This window comes from Pseudomonas sp. AL03, assembly GCF_029960815.1.
Classification (GTDB): domain Bacteria; phylum Pseudomonadota; class Gammaproteobacteria; order Pseudomonadales; family Pseudomonadaceae; genus Aquipseudomonas.
The window spans coordinates 145157-163765 of record NZ_JASBRE010000004.1 but is presented as its reverse complement, the minus strand read 5'-3'; the positions used below and the strand labels follow the sequence as shown (position 1 = coordinate 163765).

Genomic DNA, 18609 nt, shown 5'->3' with positions numbered 1-18609 from the left:
GTGATGTTCACTCAAGTGCCGCAACCGCTGGTCTATGCCGAAGCCTTGCTGGCGCAGTTCGCCAGTTTGTCGCGGGCGGCGGACGGGGCGGCACTGCTGGGTGACTTGGTGCGCGGGTTGGCCGCGCTCAGCGGTTGTGAGCTGACGCAGTTGTACCTGCTGGACGCGACCCACACGTGCCTGGGAATGAACGCCGAGTGCCTGAACGGCATCCTGCAGCCCCGGGAAGCGGCGAGCCTGCCGGCGGATTACAACGGTGAGCAACTGTTGCAATTCGCCCTGTGCCAGAACCGTGCGGTGTGCCTCAGCGAGCTGAGCGGCAGCCTGCACGAAACCAGTTTTCTGCCGCCTCAGGCCACGCCTTGGCAGTCGCTGTTGTGTGTGCCGCTGGTCAATCAGCGGAAGGCCGTCGAAGGCTTGTTGCTGTGTGCCAGTCGCCGGCACATCGACCTGCAAGGCTTCGCTGATTCCCTCGGTCAACTGGGCTCGTTCGTCCTTGGCCAACTGCATTTGCTGCAACGTTTGCGTCAACCGACCGGTGATGCACGACCGGCGAAGGTCAGCGTCCCGAGTGCCAGCGGTTACGGCTTGATCGGCAAGAGTTCAGCCATGCGCCAGACCTGTTCGCTGATCAGCAAAGTCCTGCACAGCCCTTATACCGTGCTGCTGCGCGGTGAAACCGGCACCGGCAAGGAAGTGGTCGCGCGGGCGATACACGATTGCGGCCCGCGACACTCCCAGGCGTTCATCGTGCAGAACTGCGCGGCGTTCCCCGAGAACCTGTTGGAAAGCGAACTGTTCGGCTACCGTAAAGGTGCGTTCACCGGCGCCGACCGAGATCGCGCCGGCCTGTTCGACGCGGCCAACGGCGGCACCTTGCTGCTGGATGAAATCGGCGACATGCCACTGTCCCTGCAAGCCAAGCTGTTGCGGGTTCTGCAGGAAGGCGAGATCCGCCCGCTGGGTTCCAACGACACCCACAAGATCGACGTGCGCATCATCGCCGCGACTCACCGGGATTTGTCGGTGCTGGTCAGTGAAGGCAGATTCCGCGAGGACTTGTACTACCGCCTCGCGCAATTCCCGATCGAATTGCCGGCGTTGCGCCAGCGCGAAGGCGACATCCTCGACCTCGCACGGCACTTCGCCGACAAGGCTTGCTCGTTCTTGCAGCGCGATGCGGTGCGCTGGTCCGATGCGGCGCTGGATCACCTGTCCGGTTATGCCTTCCCCGGTAACGTGCGTGAACTCAAAGGCCTGGTCGAACGCGCGGTATTGCTGTGCGAGGGCGGTGAGTTATTGGCCGAGCATTTCTCTCTGCGCATGCACGCCATGCCGGAAGACAGCAGCGGCCTGAACCTGCGCGAACGCCTGGAGCAGGTCGAGCGCAGTCTGCTGCTCGATTGCCTGCGCAAAAACGATGGCAACCAGACCCTCGCGGCCCGCGAACTCGGTCTGCCACGCCGCACGCTGCTGTATCGCCTCGGGCGCCTGAATATCAACTTGGGTGATTTCGATGGCTAGGCAAAAGACCGTCGACTTCACTTCATCCGCTTCTAACAGCGCCGCCCAAACCCTGGAGACCCTCTGATGCCTGTTCGTCACTGGCAAGCCGTCCTGCTGACCCTCGTCGTTCTCTGCGGCCTCGGCGGCTGTAGCGGCAATTACAAATTCAACGACAACACCTATCGCCCATTGGGTGATCCGCAGGCGGTCAATCGCGGCAAGTGACCGCAAGGAGTATCACCATGGAACTGGTTTTCGAAATGCTGAACACCAAGCAGTTCGTGCCCACGGATTTGTGCCAGAAGACCTTCAAACAGGCCGGCGGCGTGATCGGCCGGGGCGAGGATTGCGACTGGATCATTCCCGACCGCAAGCGTCACCTGTCCAACCACCACGCGTTGATCAGCTACCGCGAAGGCACGTTTTTCCTGACCGACACCAGCAGCAACGGTATCCAGGACAGCGAAAGCGGCGCGCGCCTGCGCAAGGGCGAAGCGATGCGCATCGAGCACGGCAGCGTCTACGTGCTGGGTGACTTCGAGATCCGTGCGCGGCTGGTTCGCGACCCGGCGGCCTTCGACGTAGAAGTCGGCCGTCCGCAAGCGGCAGGCAGCATCATTCCGGACGATGCGTTTCTGGACCTTGATCCGCTGAATGCCCTCGATCAGCAAGAGCGCGTGTATTCGGAAATCGACGAACTGATCTCCCCGAGCACCACCCTCGAGGACACCCGTCAGCGGGCCGACTACGCACGTATCGACATGGAAAGCCTGATGGTCCCGGAGCTGATCAACGCCCCGGCAGAGCCAGCACCGGCCCCGCCGCCAAAAGCGGTCAAGCGTCAAAGTGAAGGTTTCTGGGAGCACTTCGGTGCGGCATTGGGCGTGGACCTCAAAGGCCTTGATCATGACGCCCGCGAAGCGCTGGCGCTGAACGCTGCACGCCTGCTCAAGCAAAGCGTCGGCGGTTTGCAGCAGAGCCTGCGCACCCGCAGGGAATTGAAAAACGAACTGCGTCTGGCCCAGACCACCGTGCAAGGCCCCCACAAAAACCCGCTCAAATTTGCCGTCGATGCCGGTGAAGCACTGGACATTCTGTTGCAGCCGAACAAGCCGGGTCAGTTGCCGGCCGAGCAGGCGATCTCCCGTGCGTTCCGCGATTTGCAGGCGCATCAGGTCGCCCTGTTGACCGCTAGCCGCGCTGCCGTTCGCGGCACGCTGGAGCACTTCTCGCCACAGCAATTGACCCTGAGATTCGAGCGCGACAACAAGCCGTTGCTCGCCACGTCCGGCAGCCGCTGGAGAGCTTACGGTCGTTATCACCAGGCCTTGCGTCAGGACGATGACTGGAGCGAGCGCCTGCTGGCCCGCGACTTCGCCCAGGCCTACGAAGAACAGATCCGCCTGATTTCCACCCTTCACACCGACCACCAAGGATGATGCGCATGTCTCGCTGCTCGACCGCTTTTTTCAAGACGCTGACGGCGTTCGCGGCCCTCGTGCTGCTGGCCGGTTGCTCGTCACTGTCGCCGTATTCCAACGTCACCAAGCTCAACCTGAAGCTGACTGCCAGCGATCAGCTGAACCCGGACCTCAACGGGCGTCCGTCGCCAATCGTTGTGCGTCTGTTCGAGCTTAAGCATCCGGTGACGTTCGAGAACGCTGACTTCTTCAGCCTGTATGAGCGCGCCAAAGAATCCCTGGCCCCGGACCTGGTGGCCAGCGAAGAAATCGAGCTGCGCCCGGGTGAAACCGTGGAGATGAAACTCAGCGTGGAGGAGGGCAGTCGTTACGTCGGCATCCTTGCCGCCTACCGCGATCTGCCGGAAACCAAATGGCGCTACACGGTGCAAATCACTCCGGTGGACGTCACCAACGCTGATCTGACCCTCGACCAGGCGGGTATCCGCAATAGCAACGAAACGCTCGCCAAGGCGGATGACTGATCATGAATTCCCATAAAGTGATTTGGCAGGAAGGCATGCTGCTGCGCCCGCAGCACTTCCAGCACAATGATCGCTACTACGACCACCAGATGAAAACCCGCACTCAGTTGCTGGGCAGCTACACCTGGGGCTTCCTGAACCTGGACATCGACTTGCAGTTCCTCAACATGGGCAAACTGGTGATCAGCCAGGCCTCGGGGATTCTGCCGGACGGCAGCCTGTTCGAACTCGGCGGCAACACCGAGCCGCTGGCCCTCGACGTGCCGCCGAACACCGGTAATACGCCGATCTACTTGGCGCTGCCACTGGTCACCGGCAACCACATCGAGTCGCGCCGTCCGGATCAATCCGACGTGCTGGCGCGCTATACCGCGTACGAAGCGGAAGTCGCCGACTCCAACGCCGGCGACGACTCTGCCAGCCAGGTCACCTGCGGCCGTCCGGACTTCAAACTGTTGCTCGGCGAGCAGCAGAGCGACCAGGCCTACGTGAAACTGAAGATCTGCGAAGTGCTCGACACCACGCCCGACGGCGTAATCAGCCTCGACCCGGACTTCGTCCCGACCTTCCTTCAGGCGCACTCGTCCAGCTACCTGCTGTCGTGCCTCAAGGAAGTTATCAGCATGCTCGGCCACCGAGGCGACACCATCGCCGAGCGGATCCGTTCCAACGGCAAAGTCGGTGGCGCGGAGGTCGGCGACTTCATGATGCTGCAGCTGATCAACCGCACCGAACTGCTGCTGCGCCACTACCTCGGCCTGGAACAGGTTCACCCGGAAGAGTTGTACCGCACGCTGCTGACCATGCTCGGCGATCTGGCGACCTTCTCCAGCGACAGCAAACGCCCGCGTCTGGACAGCCGTTACCAGCACAGCGATCAGGGCGCGAGCTTCCGCAAACTGATGGAAGCGATTCGTCAGGTGCTGTCGATGGTGCTCGAGCAGCACGCCATCGAACTGGTCCTGCAAGCGCGTCAGTACGGGATCATCGTCTCGCCGTTGCACGACCACAAACTGCTGGGCTCGGCCTCGTTCGTGCTCGCCGCCAGTGCCAACTGCGATGGCGAAGAACTGCGTCATCGCTTGCCGGCGCACCTCAAGGTCGGCCCGGTGGAGCGCATCCGCCAACTGGTCAACCTGCATCTGCCGGGCATCAAGGTCAAACCGTTGCCGGTGGCGCCGCGGCAGATCGCGTTCCACTCCAACAAAACCTATTTCATTCTCGAACTCAGTTCCGAAGACCTGGCGCAACTTGAGCGCTCCGGCGGCTTCGCGTTCCACGTATCGGGCGAATTTGCCGAGCTTGAACTGAAATTCTGGGCCATCAGGAACTGACCGACATGATCAAGGACATGGAACATAACCAGGACGATAAAACCGTCCTGCTCGACCGTCAGGGCCACGGCCCTGCTTCGAGTCCGCTGACAGATTTCGCCGCACCACCGCGTTTCGAACAGCTCGAAGAACGGATGATTTACGCCGCGCGCCTGCGTCCGGCCGAAGCGTTCAACATCAGCCTCAACTCGCTGGTAGCCGCAGCGTCCGACCTGTTGTCGGAAGTGGTGCGACTCAAGCACAGCGACACTCGCGAAGACCTGTACGCGCTCAACGAGCGACTGACGGCCGGGTTGAAACTGTTTGAAGTGCGTGCGCTGCACAACGGCGCCGAAAGCAGCCAGGTGATGGCCGCGCGTTACGTGCTTTGCACCGTGGTCGATGAAGCCGTCGTTACTACGCCGTGGGGCAACGAAAGCGAATGGTCGCAGATGAGTCTGCTCAGCAGCTTCCACAACGAAACCTTCGGCGGCGAGAAGTTTTTCCAGCTGCTGGATCGCCTGTCGAAAAACCCGGTCAAGCACCTGTCGATGCTGGAACTGATGTACCTGTGTCTGTCGCTGGGCTTTGAGGGCAAGTACCGCGTGCAAGCCCGCGGCATGCTCGAACTCGAAGGCATCCGCGACGCCTTGTATCGCCAGATTCGCCAACTGCGCGGCGACATGCCGCGGGAACTGTCGCCGCATTGGGAAGGCTTGAACGATCAGCGCCGCAGCCTCGTGCGCATCGTGCCGGCTCGGATGGTGGTGCTGTTCACCGTGGTTTGCCTGGTGGTGATGTACTCGGGTTTTGCCTGGGTATTGGGCGAGCAACGCGAAACCGTTCTGCAACCTTATCAGCCGCTAGATCCGGCCGCCGCTGCGCCGCAGTCGCAGCCGTAAACAGGGACGTGTGATGAAAAAGTTTTTCAAGAAAGTCGGCGCATTCTTGCGCCAGACCTGGGTCTGGACCTTGCTGGTGGTGCTGTTTGTCGCGCTGCTGGTGTGGCTCGTCGGGCCGCTGCTGGCGGTCAATGACTACAAGTTCTGGGAAGGTTCGACCTCCCGCCTGCTGACCATCAGTGTGCTGTTCCTGATCTGGGGCCTGAGCATGGTCTTCGTTAGCTGGCGCGCTGGCGTACGCAAGAAAGCCATCGAAGACACTGAAGACGGCCAGGACCGTATCCGCCGTGAAGAGCTGATCGACGAAGAGCAGAAAGAGCTTCGCGTGCGCTTCAAGGATGCGTTGAAAACCCTGAAGAACTCGAGCCTCTATCGCGGTCGCAGCGAGCGCTGGCGCAGCGATTTGCCGTGGTACTTGCTGATCGGTCCACAGGGCAGCGGCAAGACCAGCCTGCTGGACTTCTCTGGTCTTGAGTTTCCGATCAACAAGATCGACCGCAAGCTGACCCGCGACACCCTTGGCACCCGTCATTGCGACTGGTACTTCGCCGACCACGGGGTGTTGATCGACACCGCCGGGCGTTACCTGACCCTGCCGGATGCTGAAGTCGATGGCAGCGCCTGGCTCACCTTGCTCGACCTGCTGCGCAAGCGTCGCCGCAACCGTCCGTTGAACGGCGTGCTGGTGACCATTCCAGTGGAAACCCTGCTGGGCAACACCGAGCAAGACCTCGACACCCTGGCTCGGCAGGTGCGTGCACGCTTGCAGGACGTGCATCAGAAACTGCACGTCGATGTGCCGGTTTACCTGGTGCTGAGCAAGGCTGACAAGCTGCTTGGTTTCGACGAGTTCTTCGATCAGCTGACTAGCGAAGAAAGCGATCAGGTGCTCGGTACCAGCTTCCGCAAAAAGCAGAGCGGCACCGATGTGGCTGTGTTGCGTAGCGAGTTCGAAGAACTGCTGCGTCGCCTGAACAGCCAGGTCATCATGCGCATGCACCAGGAGCGCGACACCCAGCGCCGCGGTCGCATCCTCGACTTCCCGCACCAACTGGGGCAGATCGGCGAGCGCTTGTGCCTGTTCGTCGACATGGCGTTCACCGGCAACCGCTACCAGCGTGTCAGCCAGTTGCGCGGTTTCTACCTGACCAGCGCACCGCACCTGACTGAGGAAATGGACCCGGACACCGCCGGCATCGGCGCCAATCTGGGCATGAACGTCGGCGTGCTGCCGACCTTGCGCAGCGGCCGTTCGCGTTTCATTCACCACTTGCTCAGCCGAGTGATTTTCCCCGAGGCTGATCTGGCCGGTCTGGACAAGCGCGAGCGCAGCCGCATCCATTGGGGCCAGCGTGCGTTGTACGTCGGCGCTCTGGCGTCGTTGGCGCTGTTCGGCATGCTGTGGGCGGGCGGTTTCTCGGCCAACTACGAGCGTCTGGAAAACCTGCGCGACCTGGCGACCAACTGGACGCAACAACGCTCGGCCCTGACCGCGCGTGATGATTCCATGGCCGTACTGAAACCTCTCGACAGCAGCTACGCGGCGACTCAGGTTTTTCCGAACAAGGGTGACGTGTCGTACCACGAACGTGGCGGCCTGTATCAGGGCGAAGACGTCAATCCGGTGGTCAGGGCGGCTTACGAGCGCGAGCTCGAAGCGCAACTGCTGCCGAAAGTCGCCACGCTGCTGGAAGGGCAGATCCGCGCCAACATGAAGGACCGCGAACGCCTGCTCAACAGCCTGCGTGCGTACCTGATGCTGAACATGAAAGATCGTCGCGACACTGAATGGCTCAAGGATTGGGTCGCCACTGACTGGTCCCTGCGTTACGCCGGCAATACCGCGGTGCAGAACGGTCTGAACACGCACTTCGAGCGCTTGCTCAAGCAACCGTTTATCTACCCGCTGAACGATCAACTGGTGGCCCAGGCGCGTCAGGTCTTGCGTAGCGAGTCCCTGGCCAACGTGGTTTACCGGATGCTGCGCGAGCAGGCTCGCAATCTGCCGGAATACCGCTTCAGCCAACACTTGGGGTCACAAGGTGCGCTGTTTGTCGGCACCGATTACGTGATTCCGGGCTTCTACACCCAACAGGGTTATCAGCAGTATTTCTCGATTCAGGGCAGTGCGCTGGTCACCGACATCCTGCGTGATAACTGGGTGCTGGGTGAAGGCGCGGGCATCAGCGGCATGGACCTTCGTCGCTTGATGGTCGAGCTGGAGCAACTGTACTTCCGCGACTACGCCAACTTCTGGAGTGAAGCGGTCGGCCAGGTTGCCTTGCCACCGATCAACGACGCCGGTGAAGGCGCCGAGCAACTGGCTGGCCTGACGTCCGCCAACTCCCCAGTGCTGCAACTGCTGGTGGAAGTGCGTGAGAACACCCGTTTCCCGGTGATCGCGGACAGCGCCGATGAAGCCGCCGATGCGGCTGACAATCTGGGCGAGAAGGGCGGCAAGCTCGGCAAACTGGCTGCTGCTGCAGCGGGCAAAGCGTCGGACATGGCGGCTAATATGGCAAAGCAGCTGCCCGACACCGCGAAGAAATCCCTGCAACGTCGCTTCGAACCGCTGCACCGTTTGCTGGATGACAACAACGGCCCTGCCGCTGATTTGACTCCGGCACTGAATGCGCTCAACGACTTGCAACTGCAACTGGCAAGCCTGGCCCGTGCCAGCGCGCCAGAACAGGCTGCGTTCGAAATGGCCAAGACTCGCATGAGCGGCCAGCGCGATGCGCTGAGCAACCTGCGTAACGCGTCGAACCGTCTGCCGCGCCCCGTCAGCGTGTGGTTCAACGTGTTGGCCGAAGACACCTGGCGCCTGGTGCTCAACGATTCCTACCAGTACCTGAACCAGCGTTATCAGCGCGAGCTGTACAGCTTCTACGGCAAGGCGATCAACAAGCATTATCCATTCAGCGCCCACAGCACCAGCGATGTTGCGATCAGCGACTTCCGTGAGTTCTTCAAGGCCCAGGGTATTGCTGATCGCTTCTTCGAGAACTATATGCGTCCGTTCGTGAGTGGCGATCCAGGCAACTACCGTCTGCGCAGCATCGACGGTCATAGCATGCCGATCTCCAAGGTCTACCTCGATCAGATGGCCGCCGCACAAGTGATCCGTCAGAGCTTCTTCGCCATCAACCCGGCCGAGCCGCAAGTGCAGTTCAAACTGGAGCCGTACACCCTCGACCCGGCCGTCAGCCGTTCCGAGTTCAAGTTTGGCGACAAGACCATCGAATACCGCCACGGCCCGATTGTGCCGGTGTCGTTCAAATGGCCGACCGACGCTGAAGACGGTCGCACCAGCCTGGTCCTCGACAAAATGGCCGGCCGCCCGATCGGCATCGAGAAGAACACCGGCCCATGGTCACTGTTCCGTCTGTTCGACCTGATGCAGACCGAGTACCTGAGCGGTCGCGATGTGCTGGTACTCAAAGCTGACGTAGGCGGCCTGCGCGCCAACTACTTGCTGTCGAGCCAGCGCACACCGAACCCGTTCGACATGGGCGTGCTGCGTACCTTCCGTATGCCGGTGCAGCTCTGATGCGGGTTGCCAGTCCCTGGCGCAGCGCTGCGCGTACCGATCCGGGCAAGGTTCGGGCGCGCAACGAAGATGCTTTTCTGGACTGTCCACGGCAGGGTATGTGGGTGGTCGCGGACGGCATGGGCGGTCATCAGGGTGGCGACATCGCCAGCCAGTTGATCGTCGCCAGCCTGGCGGAATTGCCGGTGCAAGACGATTTCGACGAACGACTCAAAGGCATTCGCCAGTGCCTTCACTGGTTGAATCGCCGCTTGGGTCAGGAGTTGACCGTCACCGCCGGGCGCCATGACAGCATCATGGGCAGCACCGTGGTGGCGCTGCTGGTGGAAGGCAATCGCGCGGCCTGCATCTGGGCCGGCGACAGCCGTTGCTACCTGTGGCGTGGCCAGCGTTTGTACCAACTGTCCAAAGACCATTCGCTGCAACAGCAACTCATCGACGAGCAACAAATGAGTCTCGAAGACGCCCGCGCGCATCCGTCGGCCCATGCCCTGACTCGTGCGGTTGGGGCGGCCGATGTGCTGACGCTGGATGTGCTCGAACTCGAAGTTTATCCGGGCGATACGTTTCTGTTGTGCAGCGACGGTTTGTACAACGGGCTGAGCAGCGACGCGATGGGTAATGCCTTGAGCCTGACCGCGCCGCATGTCGCGCTGGAGCGTCTGTTCGATGGCGCTTTGCGGGGCTCGGCTCGGGACAACCTGACTGCTGTGGTGATCCGCCAATGACTGAACTCATGCCGCCGCTCGACGACCTGCTGGTGACCGACGAGGAAGCCAATAACCTGACTTACTTTGCGTTCGCCAAGTCGCATAAAGCTGAGCCCGCGCTGGCGCCAACAAAGGCCAGCGTCGGCGAAATGCCCGACGTACTCGCAGGCCGTTACCGCATCGAGCGCCTGCTTGGTGCAGGCGGCATGGGTACGGTTTACCGTGCACGGGATCTGCTGAGCGAGCAGTTCGGCGATCCCGACCCTTACATCGCGCTGAAAATCCTCAGCGAAGAATTTTCCGAATCGCCGGACGCCAGTGCCTTGCTCTACAGCGAGTTTGCCCTGACCCGACGCCTGCGCCACGACAACGTGCTGCGTTTGCACAGCTTTGAAGTGGACACCGATTGCCAGCGCGCCTTCATCACCATGGAACTCATGCGTGGGCTGACCCTGGACAAATTACTCTGCGAGCGGCCGCTGGGCCTGCCGTGGAAAGAACTGCGCGACATCGCGCTGCCGCTGCTCGACGCGCTGGCCTTCGCCCACGCTCGCGGCGTGCTGCACGGTGACATGAAGCCGAGCAACGTCATGCTCAGCGAAGAAGGCGTGCGCCTGTTCGACTTCGGTCTGGGCCAGGCCGAGGAGGGCATCTTGCCCGGCCTGCCACACCTGAGCCGCAACCGCTTCAACGCTTGGACCCCCGGCTACGCCGCCCCCGAACTGCTCGAAGGCCAACCACTGTCGGCCAGTGCCGACGTCTACGGCGTGGCCTGCGTGCTTTACGAATTGGCGGGCGGCAAACACCCGTTTCGCCGCTTGCCCTCGACCGAGGCCCGCGACGGCCACCTCGAACGCGAGCTGCACGCTCCACGGAACCTACCGAAACACTGCTGGCCAGCCCTGCGAACGGCGCTGGCTTTCGATGCGGCCAAGCGCACCATCACCGCCGCCCAATTGCGTGACGCCTTGGGCGCCACTTCGTCTTTGCTGCAACGTCTGAAACTTCGGGCGTGACCGGCAGACTCGAAGGTCTCCCACACACAGCTGCCATAACGATCCGTTTCGTCAATGACTTGGTAGTCATCAGCGTCAAAAAGTGCGGCATCTTCTTCTAACACTGCGCAATGGTGGCGTTCTCGCTTGAAGCCGCTACACTGCGCCGGCCGTTCATTTTCCTTTTGAGGCTGTGCGCATGAAATTTCGTTTTCTTCTGTGGATGCTGGGTTTGTTGATGGGTAAGGCCAGTCGGACTAATCCTGCGTTTCAGCAACAGTTGGGTGACAAGGAGCTCGTATTCCAATTACAGACCCTGGACGGGAAGGTGGCGCGGCATTTCTTTGTGAAGGATCAGCGCATTACCAGCAGGTCCGGCGTACATGCCGAGCCTGCGTTTGCGATTGCCTTTAAAGATGCGATGTATGGCTTTGCCACGATGCAGGCGAAGAACAAGCAGTTGGCGTTTATGACGGGGATTCAGGACAAGTCGATTCAGATCAAGGGCAACCCGGCGTTGGTGATCTGGTTTCAGGGGTTGACCAAGTATTTGAAGCCGAGGAAGGCTAAGTCTAAGGCTTGAGAATTCTGCGCGATCCTGTGGCGAGGGAGAGCCAGTTGGATCGGGGTGGATTCTTCGCGGGCAAGTCGGATCGCCGCACCGCTCGCTCCTACAGGATTTAAGTGATCCGTAGGAGCGAGCGGTGCGGCGATCCGACTTGCCCGCGAAGCTTTTCAGGGCTGGGTGAATTGCGAAGCCAGTTCACGCAGCAGCACTTCAGCTTCAAGCACTTTGCTGACGACGTCGTTGGCTTTCTCGCGAGTCAGGCCGACGCGTTCCAGCAAGGCGTCCGGGATGTCTTCGTCCGGGCCGGAGCCAATGCCGCGGCTACGCAGCAGGCGTACAGCCAGGCATACGAGGTTTGGGTACTCGGCGTAATCGCCGTCGTAGCCCGGGTCGTGCTGGAAGCGCAGGGCGGTGGCCAGTTCATCCGGCATGTCCCAGTAGCGCATCAGCCACGAGCCGATCTGTTCGCGGCTGATGCCCAGCAAGTGTTGCTCGACGTAGCTGTGGCACAGGTGCGGGTTGACCTCCAGGTGGCGGCAGATCAGCGAGAAGTGCGGCGGGAACACGTGGGCGAGCAGCAAGTAGCCGAAGTTGTGCAGCAGGCCGGCGAGGTAGGTCAGGCCGGCTTCCGGGCGCTGGGCGCGCGGCATGGCGCGGGTCAGGCCTTCGATGACGGCGGCGGTGTAAATCGATTGCTGCCAGTACGGCGTGGTGTGTTGCGGATGGTCCTTGGGCAGGCTCAGGGTTTTGCCCAGGGCCAGGCCCAGCGCCAGGTTGATCACCAGGTCGAAACCCAGCACCCGGACGATGGCGTCTTCCACTGAGCGAATCTTGCCCGGCGAGGCGTAGTACGGCGACGCCGCCCAGCTCACCACTTGTGCGGCCAGGGCCGGGTCGGTTTCGACGACGCCGGTGATGTCGTCGATGGTGGCGTTGGGATCGACACGCAGTTTGATGATTTTCTGCGCAGTCTCGGCCAAGGGCGGAATTTCGATGGTCTCTTCCAGACGCTGCTGGATGCGCCGCGCGGTGAACGCTTGAACGGCCTGAGTGATTTCCTCACGGTCATCATCGGGGCGATCGAGGTTCGGGCGAATGCGGGTCAACGCTTCGCCGAAGTTGGCGGCGCTGGACTTGGTCAGCATGGTCTTGAAGTCTTCGCTGGTGACTTCCAGCAACACGCCCGGCTCGTCCGAGTTGATCAGCAACTTCGGTTCGCGCAGCAGGCTTTCTTCATACAGACACGGTGAACTGGTGAGCCCCGGCTGGCCGGGCAGCAAGCTCAGGTTGTGTTTGCCGAGCATTTTTACCAGGCGTTCGGTGGGCACGGCGGTGAGGTGGCGGCCGGTCAGTTCGGCGAGGCTATTGAGGTCCAGCAATTGGCTCTGCGGGAACAGCACCATCAGCGTGCCCACGGCGTCACCAAGCAGAACAGCCTGCACTTTGCGTGCGGCGTTCAGGCCGTGATGGTCGAGGACTTCTTCGTAGGCGATACCCAGTTTGCCCAGCAGCAGCCGAATAACCGACGGAGCGTGCGGGGTGGCGGGTGCGAGGGCAACTTCGGTCATGGTCTGTATCCGTTTTAAAACAATGGCAGGAGTATAACCAGCTTGCTCAGAACGAGGGTTCAGAAACTGCGACGGTGCTCACACTTGGCCGTATTGCTGCCCATGACGTAGCCAGCGGTCGAGCAGCGGGCTCACGTGATCCGGCCAGCGCTCCAGCAGCGCTTGGGCGGCGTCGCGCACGGCGGGCAGCAGATCGGCGTCGCGCATCAGGTCGGCGACCTTGAATTGCAGCAGTCCGGTCTGACGCGTACCAAGCATTTCGCCAGGGCCGCGCAGCTCGAGGTCTTTTTCGGCGATGACAAAACCGTCGTTGGTTTCGCGCATGATGCCCAGTCGCTGGCGACCGATCTGTGACAGCGGTGGATGGTAAAGCAGCACGCAATGGCTGGCGGCGCTGCCTCGACCGACGCGACCGCGCAACTGGTGCAACTGAGCGAGCCCGAGGCGTTCAGGGTTTTCGATGATCATCAGGCTGGCGTTGGGCACGTCGACGCCGACTTCGATCACGGTGGTCGCGACCAGCAGTTGCAGGTTGCCGGCCTTGAATTCGGCCATGACGGCGGCTTTCTCGACGGGCTTCATGCGACCGTGGATGAGCCCGACCTTCAGCTCGCCGAGGGCCGCGGTGAGGTCTTCGTAAGTGGTTTCGGCGGCCTGGCAGGTCAGCTCTTCCGACTCTTCGATCAGCGTGCACACCCAATAGGCCTGACGCCCTTCGGCACAGGCACCGCGCACCCGCTCGATGACTTCGACGCGCCGGGTATCGGTGATCAGCACGGTGTTCACCGGGGTTCGACCGGGCGGCAGTTCGTCGAGAATCGAGGTGTCGAGGTCGGCGTAGGCGCTCATGGCCAGCGTCCGCGGAATCGGTGTGGCGGTCATGATCAGCTGGTGCGGACACATCCGCCCGCCGACGCCTTTCTGCCGCAACGCCAGGCGCTGTTGCACGCCGAAGCGGTGTTGTTCGTCGATGATCACCAAGGCCAGGTTCTTGAATTTCACCTCGTCCTGGAACAGTGCGTGAGTGCCGACCACCATCGGTGTGCCGCTGGCGATCTGCTCCAGTGCGGCCACGCGGTTCTTGCCTTTGAGCTTGCCGGCCAGCCACGCTACTTCAATGCCCAGCGGTTCGAGCCAGCGTTTGAAGGTGACGAAATGCTGCTCGGCGAGGATTTCGGTGGGCGCCATGAGTGCCACTTGATAGCCGGCCTCCAAGGCCTGGAGTGCGGCGAGGGCCGCGACCACGGTTTTACCGGCGCCAACGTCGCCCTGAATCAGCCGCAGCATGGGCTCGTGCTGATTGAGGTCGTAAGCGATTTCGTTGCCGACCCGTTGCTGAGCACCGGTCGGAGTGAAGCCAAGATTGGCCAGATACTGGGCTGGCAGCCGGGTGGCATTTGGCATCGCCGGCGCGCGCAGGGAACGCATGCTCTCGCGCAGGCGCTGCTGGGACAGTTGATGCGTCAGGAGTTCTTCGAAGGCCAGACGGTGCTGCGCCCAGTGATGACCAAGGGCGAGTTCATCGACATCGGCATCGGCGGGTGGGTGATGCAGGTAGCGAATCGCATCGGCCAGCGGCGCCAGTTGATAGTCCCGCGCCAGCTCAGTTGGCAGCCAGTCGGGCAGGCTGGTCGGGCCGAGCATCGTCAGGGTCTGCATGCACAACTGACGCAAGCGCTGTTGGGTCAGGCCTTCGGTGAGCGGGTAAACCGGGGTCAGGGTTTCATCCATCGGCGGCGGCTCGTCGCCGGTGATGGCGCGGTATTCCGGGTGATAGATTTCCAGACCCGATGCACCGGGCCGCGCTTCGCCGTAGCAGCGAATGCGCGTGCCGCGTTTGAGGCCTTCTTTCTGGGCGTTGCTGAAATGGTAGAAACGCAGGCTGAGCCCGCCGGTGCCGTCCTGCAGACGCACCACCAGGCTTCGGCGGCGGCCCATGACCACATCGGCGCCGCTGACGGTGCCTTCGATCACGGCGTCCTGGCCCGGTCGCAAGTGGCCGATCGGGACCACGCGAGTGCGGTCCTGATAGCGCAGCGGCAGGTGGAATAGCACGTCCTGGAGATTCTCCAGGCCGACCTTGGCCAATTTCTCGGCCATGGCTTCGCCGACACCCTTGAGTGCCGTCACCGACACCTGCGACAACTCGGTCATGGCAGCGACTTAGGCCGCAACCACCGGTGCTTGCGGCTTGGCCACCGAGCACAGGCGAATGGAGTCAGCGAGGATTTCAATCGCCTTCGGCCGCGGGAAGCTCGCGCGCCAGGCGATGGCCACGGTGCGGAACGGCACCGGCGGCGTCAGTGGGCGCACTTCAATCACGCCGGGGGCGTAGTGATGGCTGTCGACGGCCGAGAGCGGCAGAATCGAGATACCCAGACCGGACGCAACCATGTGGCGGATGGTTTCCAGGGAGCTGGATTCCACCGTGGTGTGCTTGGCGCCGTCGTTGCCTTTGGCCAGGGTCGGGCACGCTTCCAACACTTGATCACGGAAGCAGTGGCCTTCGCCGAGCAGCAGCAAGCTTTTGTCGTTGAGCAGGCTGGCGTCGATGGATTCTTTTTGGGTCCACGGGTGCTGGGCCGGCATCAGGACGTAGAACGGCTCGTCGTAGAGCTGCAGGGTCAGCACGTCGGCTTCGTTGAACGGCAGGGCGATGATGATCGCGTCGAGCTCGCCGTTGCGCAGTTTGTCGCGCAGCACGTGGGTGAAGTTTTCTTCGATGTACAACGGCATCTGCGGGGCGACCCGGTGCAGTTGTGGAATCAGGTGCGGAAACAGGTATGGGCCGACGGTGTAGATCGCGCCGACTTTCAGCGGGGCGGTCAGCTGGTTCTTGCCGGCCTGGGCCAGTTCGCGGATGCCTTGGGCCTGCTCCAGGACTTTCTGCGCCTGGGCGACAATGCCCTCGCCGACCGGGGTCAGGCGCACGGCACTCTTGCTGCGCTCGAAAATCAGCACACCGAGTTCGTCTTCAAGCTTTTTCACGCCCACCGACAGGGTCGGCTGGCTGACATGGCAACGCTCGGCCGCGTGGCCGAAGTGCTGCTCTTGGGCGAGGGTAACGATGTAGCGTAATTCTGTAAGAGTCATAGCAAGCGTCCATGAAGTTGCGGGCCAAGCATACCGGCTGCAATCGATAGACGCACGTTATCAGACTGAGTGTGTTAAGTGACACCGGGCAAGCAAGTTTGCCGCTGGCAGATAGGTAAAAGGCACCTTTCAGTACCTTTTTCGAGCTATACGCATATCCCTGTAGCAGCTGGCGCAGCCTGCGTTCGGCTGCGCAGCAGTCGTAATCCCAGCAACGCTCGCTCTACATGAAATACCGCGCTGCCTGATTTCACGGCTGCTTCGCAGCCGAACGCAGGCTGCGCCAGCTGCTACTTGTTTTATCGCCGGCGTTTTTCCAGCGAGTAAACAAACGGTGCAACGATTTCGATGGCGCCATTGGTCAACATGTCAGCCGGTGGCTTGGGCAGTGGTTGGGCGCGGCGGATCATTTCCAGGGTGGCCCTGTCCAGATCGGCAGTGCCAGAGCCGCCCACCAGCTCGAACGACAACACGTTACCTTCAGCATCCACCACGAAGCGCAGACGGTTCATGCCTTCCTTGCCCCGCGACTGCGCACTGGCCGGGTACTTCTTGTACTTGGCCAAGTGAGCGAGCAGGGTGCCTTGCCAGCTGGCCTTGGCCGCTTGCTGCGCCGGTGATGGACCCGGTGCCGGTTGTGCGGATTTTTCCGTTGGCGCCTGAGTCGGTTGCGCGTCGCTCGGTTTTTCCTCGGACGGCTTCTCTTTTGGCGGTTCCGGCTTTTTCTCCACAGGCTTGGGCGGTTGAGGCTTGGGCTTGGGTTTAACCGGTTTCGGCACCGCAATCTCGGCCTTCGGCACTTCAGCCAGTTTCGGTATCGGCAGTTCTTCCACCGGGGCAGGTGGCTGTGGCGGTGTTATGACCTTCGGCGGTGCCGGCGGTGGCGGGGCCGGAACCGGCGCCAACTCGACCATCATCGCCTGCGGCGGCAGCTCGATCGGTGGGCGTGACGTCCAGTTCAGTGCCAGCGCAATGGCCAGTGCATGGACGCCCAGCACCACGGCCAGGCTCGCGCTGTAACGCGTCAGCTTTTGGCGCGTCGTGATCATTTCTTGACTGCCGTCTCGAGTCCGACCAGGCCCACCTTCAGGTACCCGGCGGAGCGCAGGTTGTCCATCACGCTCATCAGGTCGCCGTAGTCCACGCCTTTATCGGCCTGGAAGAAGATCGTCGTGTCTTTTTTGCCTTGGGTCTTGGCGTCGAGCGTAGCGCCGAGTGCTTCGGCCTTCACTTCGTCTTCGCCGAGGAACAGGCGTTGGTCAGCCTTGACGCTGAGGAACACCGGTTTCTCTGGCCGTGGCGCCGGTTTGGCACTCGAGGCGGGCAGGTCGACCTTGATGTCCACGGTGGCGAGCGGGGCCGCCACCATGAAGATGATCAACAGCACCAGCATCACGTCGATAAACGGCGTGACGTTGATTTCGTGGTTCTCGGCCAGATCGTCGTCTGCGCCTTCTTTCAAATGCAGGCCCATGGCCGATTACCCCACTTTCACCATGTGCGGTTGCGAGCTGCGCTCGGGCGGCAAGTGGTCAAGGTCGCGGCTGACCAGCAGCAGGACTTCTGCCGAAGCGTCGGACACTTGCGCCTTGTAACCGGCGATGGAACGGGCAAAGACGTTGTAGATCACAACGGCCGGAATCGCGGCAACCAGGCCCAGTGCGGTCGCCAGCAGGGCTTCGGCGATGCCGGGAGCGACGACGGCGAGGTTGGTGGTCTGGGTTTTGGCGATGCCGATGAAGCTGTTCATGATGCCCCACACGGTACCGAACAGCCCGACGAACGGCGCAGTGGAGCCGATGGTGGCGAGCACACCAGTGCCGCTGCTCATGTTGCGACCGCAGGCTGCAACGAGACGCTCGAGGCGGAAACTGACACGTTCCTTGATGCCTTCTTTCTCGCGGCTGTTGGCCGACAGCTTCATTTCTTCCAGTGCATCGTGCACCAGCAGGTTGGCGAGGGTGCCGGCCTTGGTTGCCGAAGCGCTGGCTTCTTTAAGGGTGGTGGCTTTTTTCAGGTGGGCGATTTCAGTGCGCAGACGACGCTTGGCGCCCATCAGCTCGAAACCCTTGGCGATCCAGATGGTCCAGGTGATGATCGACGCGATGGCCAGACCGATCATCACGATTTTCACGATGATGTCGGCGTTCTGGTACATGCCCCACGGCGACAGGTCGTGGGCCATGCCCAGGGAGTTGTCAGCTTCGAGGACTTCAGGAACGTCTTCGGCGGTGGTGTCTACGGCCTGGGCCGGGCCGGTCGCGGTAACGGCCGGTGCGGCGTGATCCGCTGGCGTTTGCGCGTCAGCGAACGCGGCGGTCGGCGCCAGCATCAAGCTGATCAGCAGGGCGGCTACCGCGCTCCAGGCGCGAGGTCGTTTGGTTGGCGAAGCGGGGAATTGATTGCGTGTCATGCTGGCCGGACCTGAGAAAGAAAAACGGTAGATGCTCTTCCAGGCC

General features: G+C 61.9%; 16 protein-coding genes. 10 read left to right on the top strand and 6 right to left on the bottom strand.

Features of this window, described 5'->3' with window-relative positions:
* The first annotated feature begins 3 nt into the window (after positions 1-3).
* The 10 genes from QK293_RS06285 (at position 4) to QK293_RS06240 (ending at position 11504) form a co-directional block, all read left to right on the top strand.
* Positions 4-1524 carry a sigma 54-interacting transcriptional regulator gene (locus QK293_RS06285; RefSeq protein ID WP_282376248.1) on the top strand — a complete coding sequence of 507 codons (1521 nt, stop codon included), beginning with the start codon at positions 4-6 and terminating at the stop codon, positions 1522-1524.
* A 66-nt stretch (positions 1525-1590) separates the two neighbouring features.
* Positions 1591-1731 carry a type VI secretion protein gene (locus QK293_RS06280; RefSeq protein WP_092276060.1) on the top strand — a complete coding sequence of 47 codons (141 nt, stop codon included), beginning with the start codon at positions 1591-1593 and terminating at the stop codon, positions 1729-1731.
* A 17-nt stretch (positions 1732-1748) separates the two neighbouring features.
* Positions 1749-2945, top strand: a complete 1197-nt coding sequence (gene tagH, locus QK293_RS06275; RefSeq protein ID WP_282376247.1) for a type VI secretion system-associated FHA domain protein TagH — start codon at positions 1749-1751, stop codon at positions 2943-2945.
* A 5-nt stretch (positions 2946-2950) separates the two neighbouring features.
* Complete coding sequence (tssJ, locus tag QK293_RS06270; RefSeq protein WP_282376246.1) at positions 2951-3451, top strand: type VI secretion system lipoprotein TssJ; 501 nt, start codon at positions 2951-2953, stop codon at positions 3449-3451.
* A 2-nt stretch (positions 3452-3453) separates the two neighbouring features.
* The gene (gene tssK, locus QK293_RS06265; RefSeq protein WP_282376245.1) at positions 3454-4785 is read left to right on the top strand and encodes a type VI secretion system baseplate subunit TssK; all 1332 of its coding nucleotides are present in this window, start codon (positions 3454-3456) and stop codon (positions 4783-4785) included.
* Positions 4786-4790: 5 nt separating this feature from the next.
* Complete coding sequence (gene icmH, locus QK293_RS06260) at positions 4791-5666, top strand: type IVB secretion system protein IcmH/DotU (protein ID WP_282376244.1); 876 nt, start codon at positions 4791-4793, stop codon at positions 5664-5666.
* A 13-nt stretch (positions 5667-5679) separates the two neighbouring features.
* The gene (gene tssM / locus QK293_RS06255; RefSeq protein WP_282376243.1) at positions 5680-9216 is read left to right on the top strand and encodes a type VI secretion system membrane subunit TssM; all 3537 of its coding nucleotides are present in this window, start codon (positions 5680-5682) and stop codon (positions 9214-9216) included.
* Positions 9216-9944: a PP2C family serine/threonine-protein phosphatase gene (locus QK293_RS06250; protein ID WP_282376242.1), complete on the top strand. Its 729-nt coding sequence runs from the start codon at positions 9216-9218 to the stop codon at positions 9942-9944. Before tssM ends, QK293_RS06250 begins: the two co-directional genes overlap by 1 nt.
* Positions 9941-10942 carry a serine/threonine-protein kinase gene (locus QK293_RS06245; protein ID WP_282376241.1) on the top strand — a complete coding sequence of 334 codons (1002 nt, stop codon included), beginning with the start codon at positions 9941-9943 and terminating at the stop codon, positions 10940-10942. The genes QK293_RS06250 and QK293_RS06245 overlap by 4 nt, the downstream gene beginning before the upstream one ends.
* 178 nt (positions 10943-11120) lie before the next feature.
* The gene (locus QK293_RS06240) at positions 11121-11504 is read left to right on the top strand and encodes a helicase (RefSeq protein WP_282376240.1); all 384 of its coding nucleotides are present in this window, start codon (positions 11121-11123) and stop codon (positions 11502-11504) included.
* A gap of 152 nt (positions 11505-11656) precedes the next feature.
* Here QK293_RS06240 and QK293_RS06235 read toward each other — a convergent pair whose 3' ends face one another.
* The 6 genes from QK293_RS06235 to exbB form a co-directional block, all read right to left on the bottom strand.
* Positions 11657-13057, bottom strand: a complete 1401-nt coding sequence (locus tag QK293_RS06235; RefSeq protein ID WP_282376239.1) for an aminoacyl-tRNA deacylase and HDOD domain-containing protein — start codon at positions 13055-13057, stop codon at positions 11657-11659.
* Positions 13058-13135: 78 nt separating this feature from the next.
* Positions 13136-15211, bottom strand: a complete 2076-nt coding sequence (gene recG / locus QK293_RS06230; protein WP_282376238.1) for an ATP-dependent DNA helicase RecG — start codon at positions 15209-15211, stop codon at positions 13136-13138.
* A gap of 9 nt (positions 15212-15220) precedes the next feature.
* Entirely contained in the window at positions 15221-16150 is a 930-nt protein-coding gene (locus tag QK293_RS06225; RefSeq protein ID WP_010465236.1) for a hydrogen peroxide-inducible genes activator, read from the bottom strand.
* A gap of 299 nt (positions 16151-16449) precedes the next feature.
* Positions 16450-17199 (bottom strand): energy transducer TonB, encoded by a 750-nt coding sequence (locus tag QK293_RS06220; protein WP_282376236.1) that lies wholly within the window; start codon positions 17197-17199, stop codon positions 16450-16452.
* On the bottom strand, positions 17196-17624 hold the full coding sequence (gene exbD / locus QK293_RS06215) for a TonB system transport protein ExbD (protein ID WP_150631335.1): 429 nt from the start codon (positions 17622-17624) through the stop codon (positions 17196-17198). Before exbD ends, QK293_RS06220 begins: the two co-directional genes overlap by 4 nt.
* A gap of 6 nt (positions 17625-17630) precedes the next feature.
* Positions 17631-18563 carry a tonB-system energizer ExbB gene (exbB, locus tag QK293_RS06210; protein ID WP_282376233.1) on the bottom strand — a complete coding sequence of 311 codons (933 nt, stop codon included), beginning with the start codon at positions 18561-18563 and terminating at the stop codon, positions 17631-17633.
* Positions 18564-18609 lie beyond the last annotated feature (46 nt).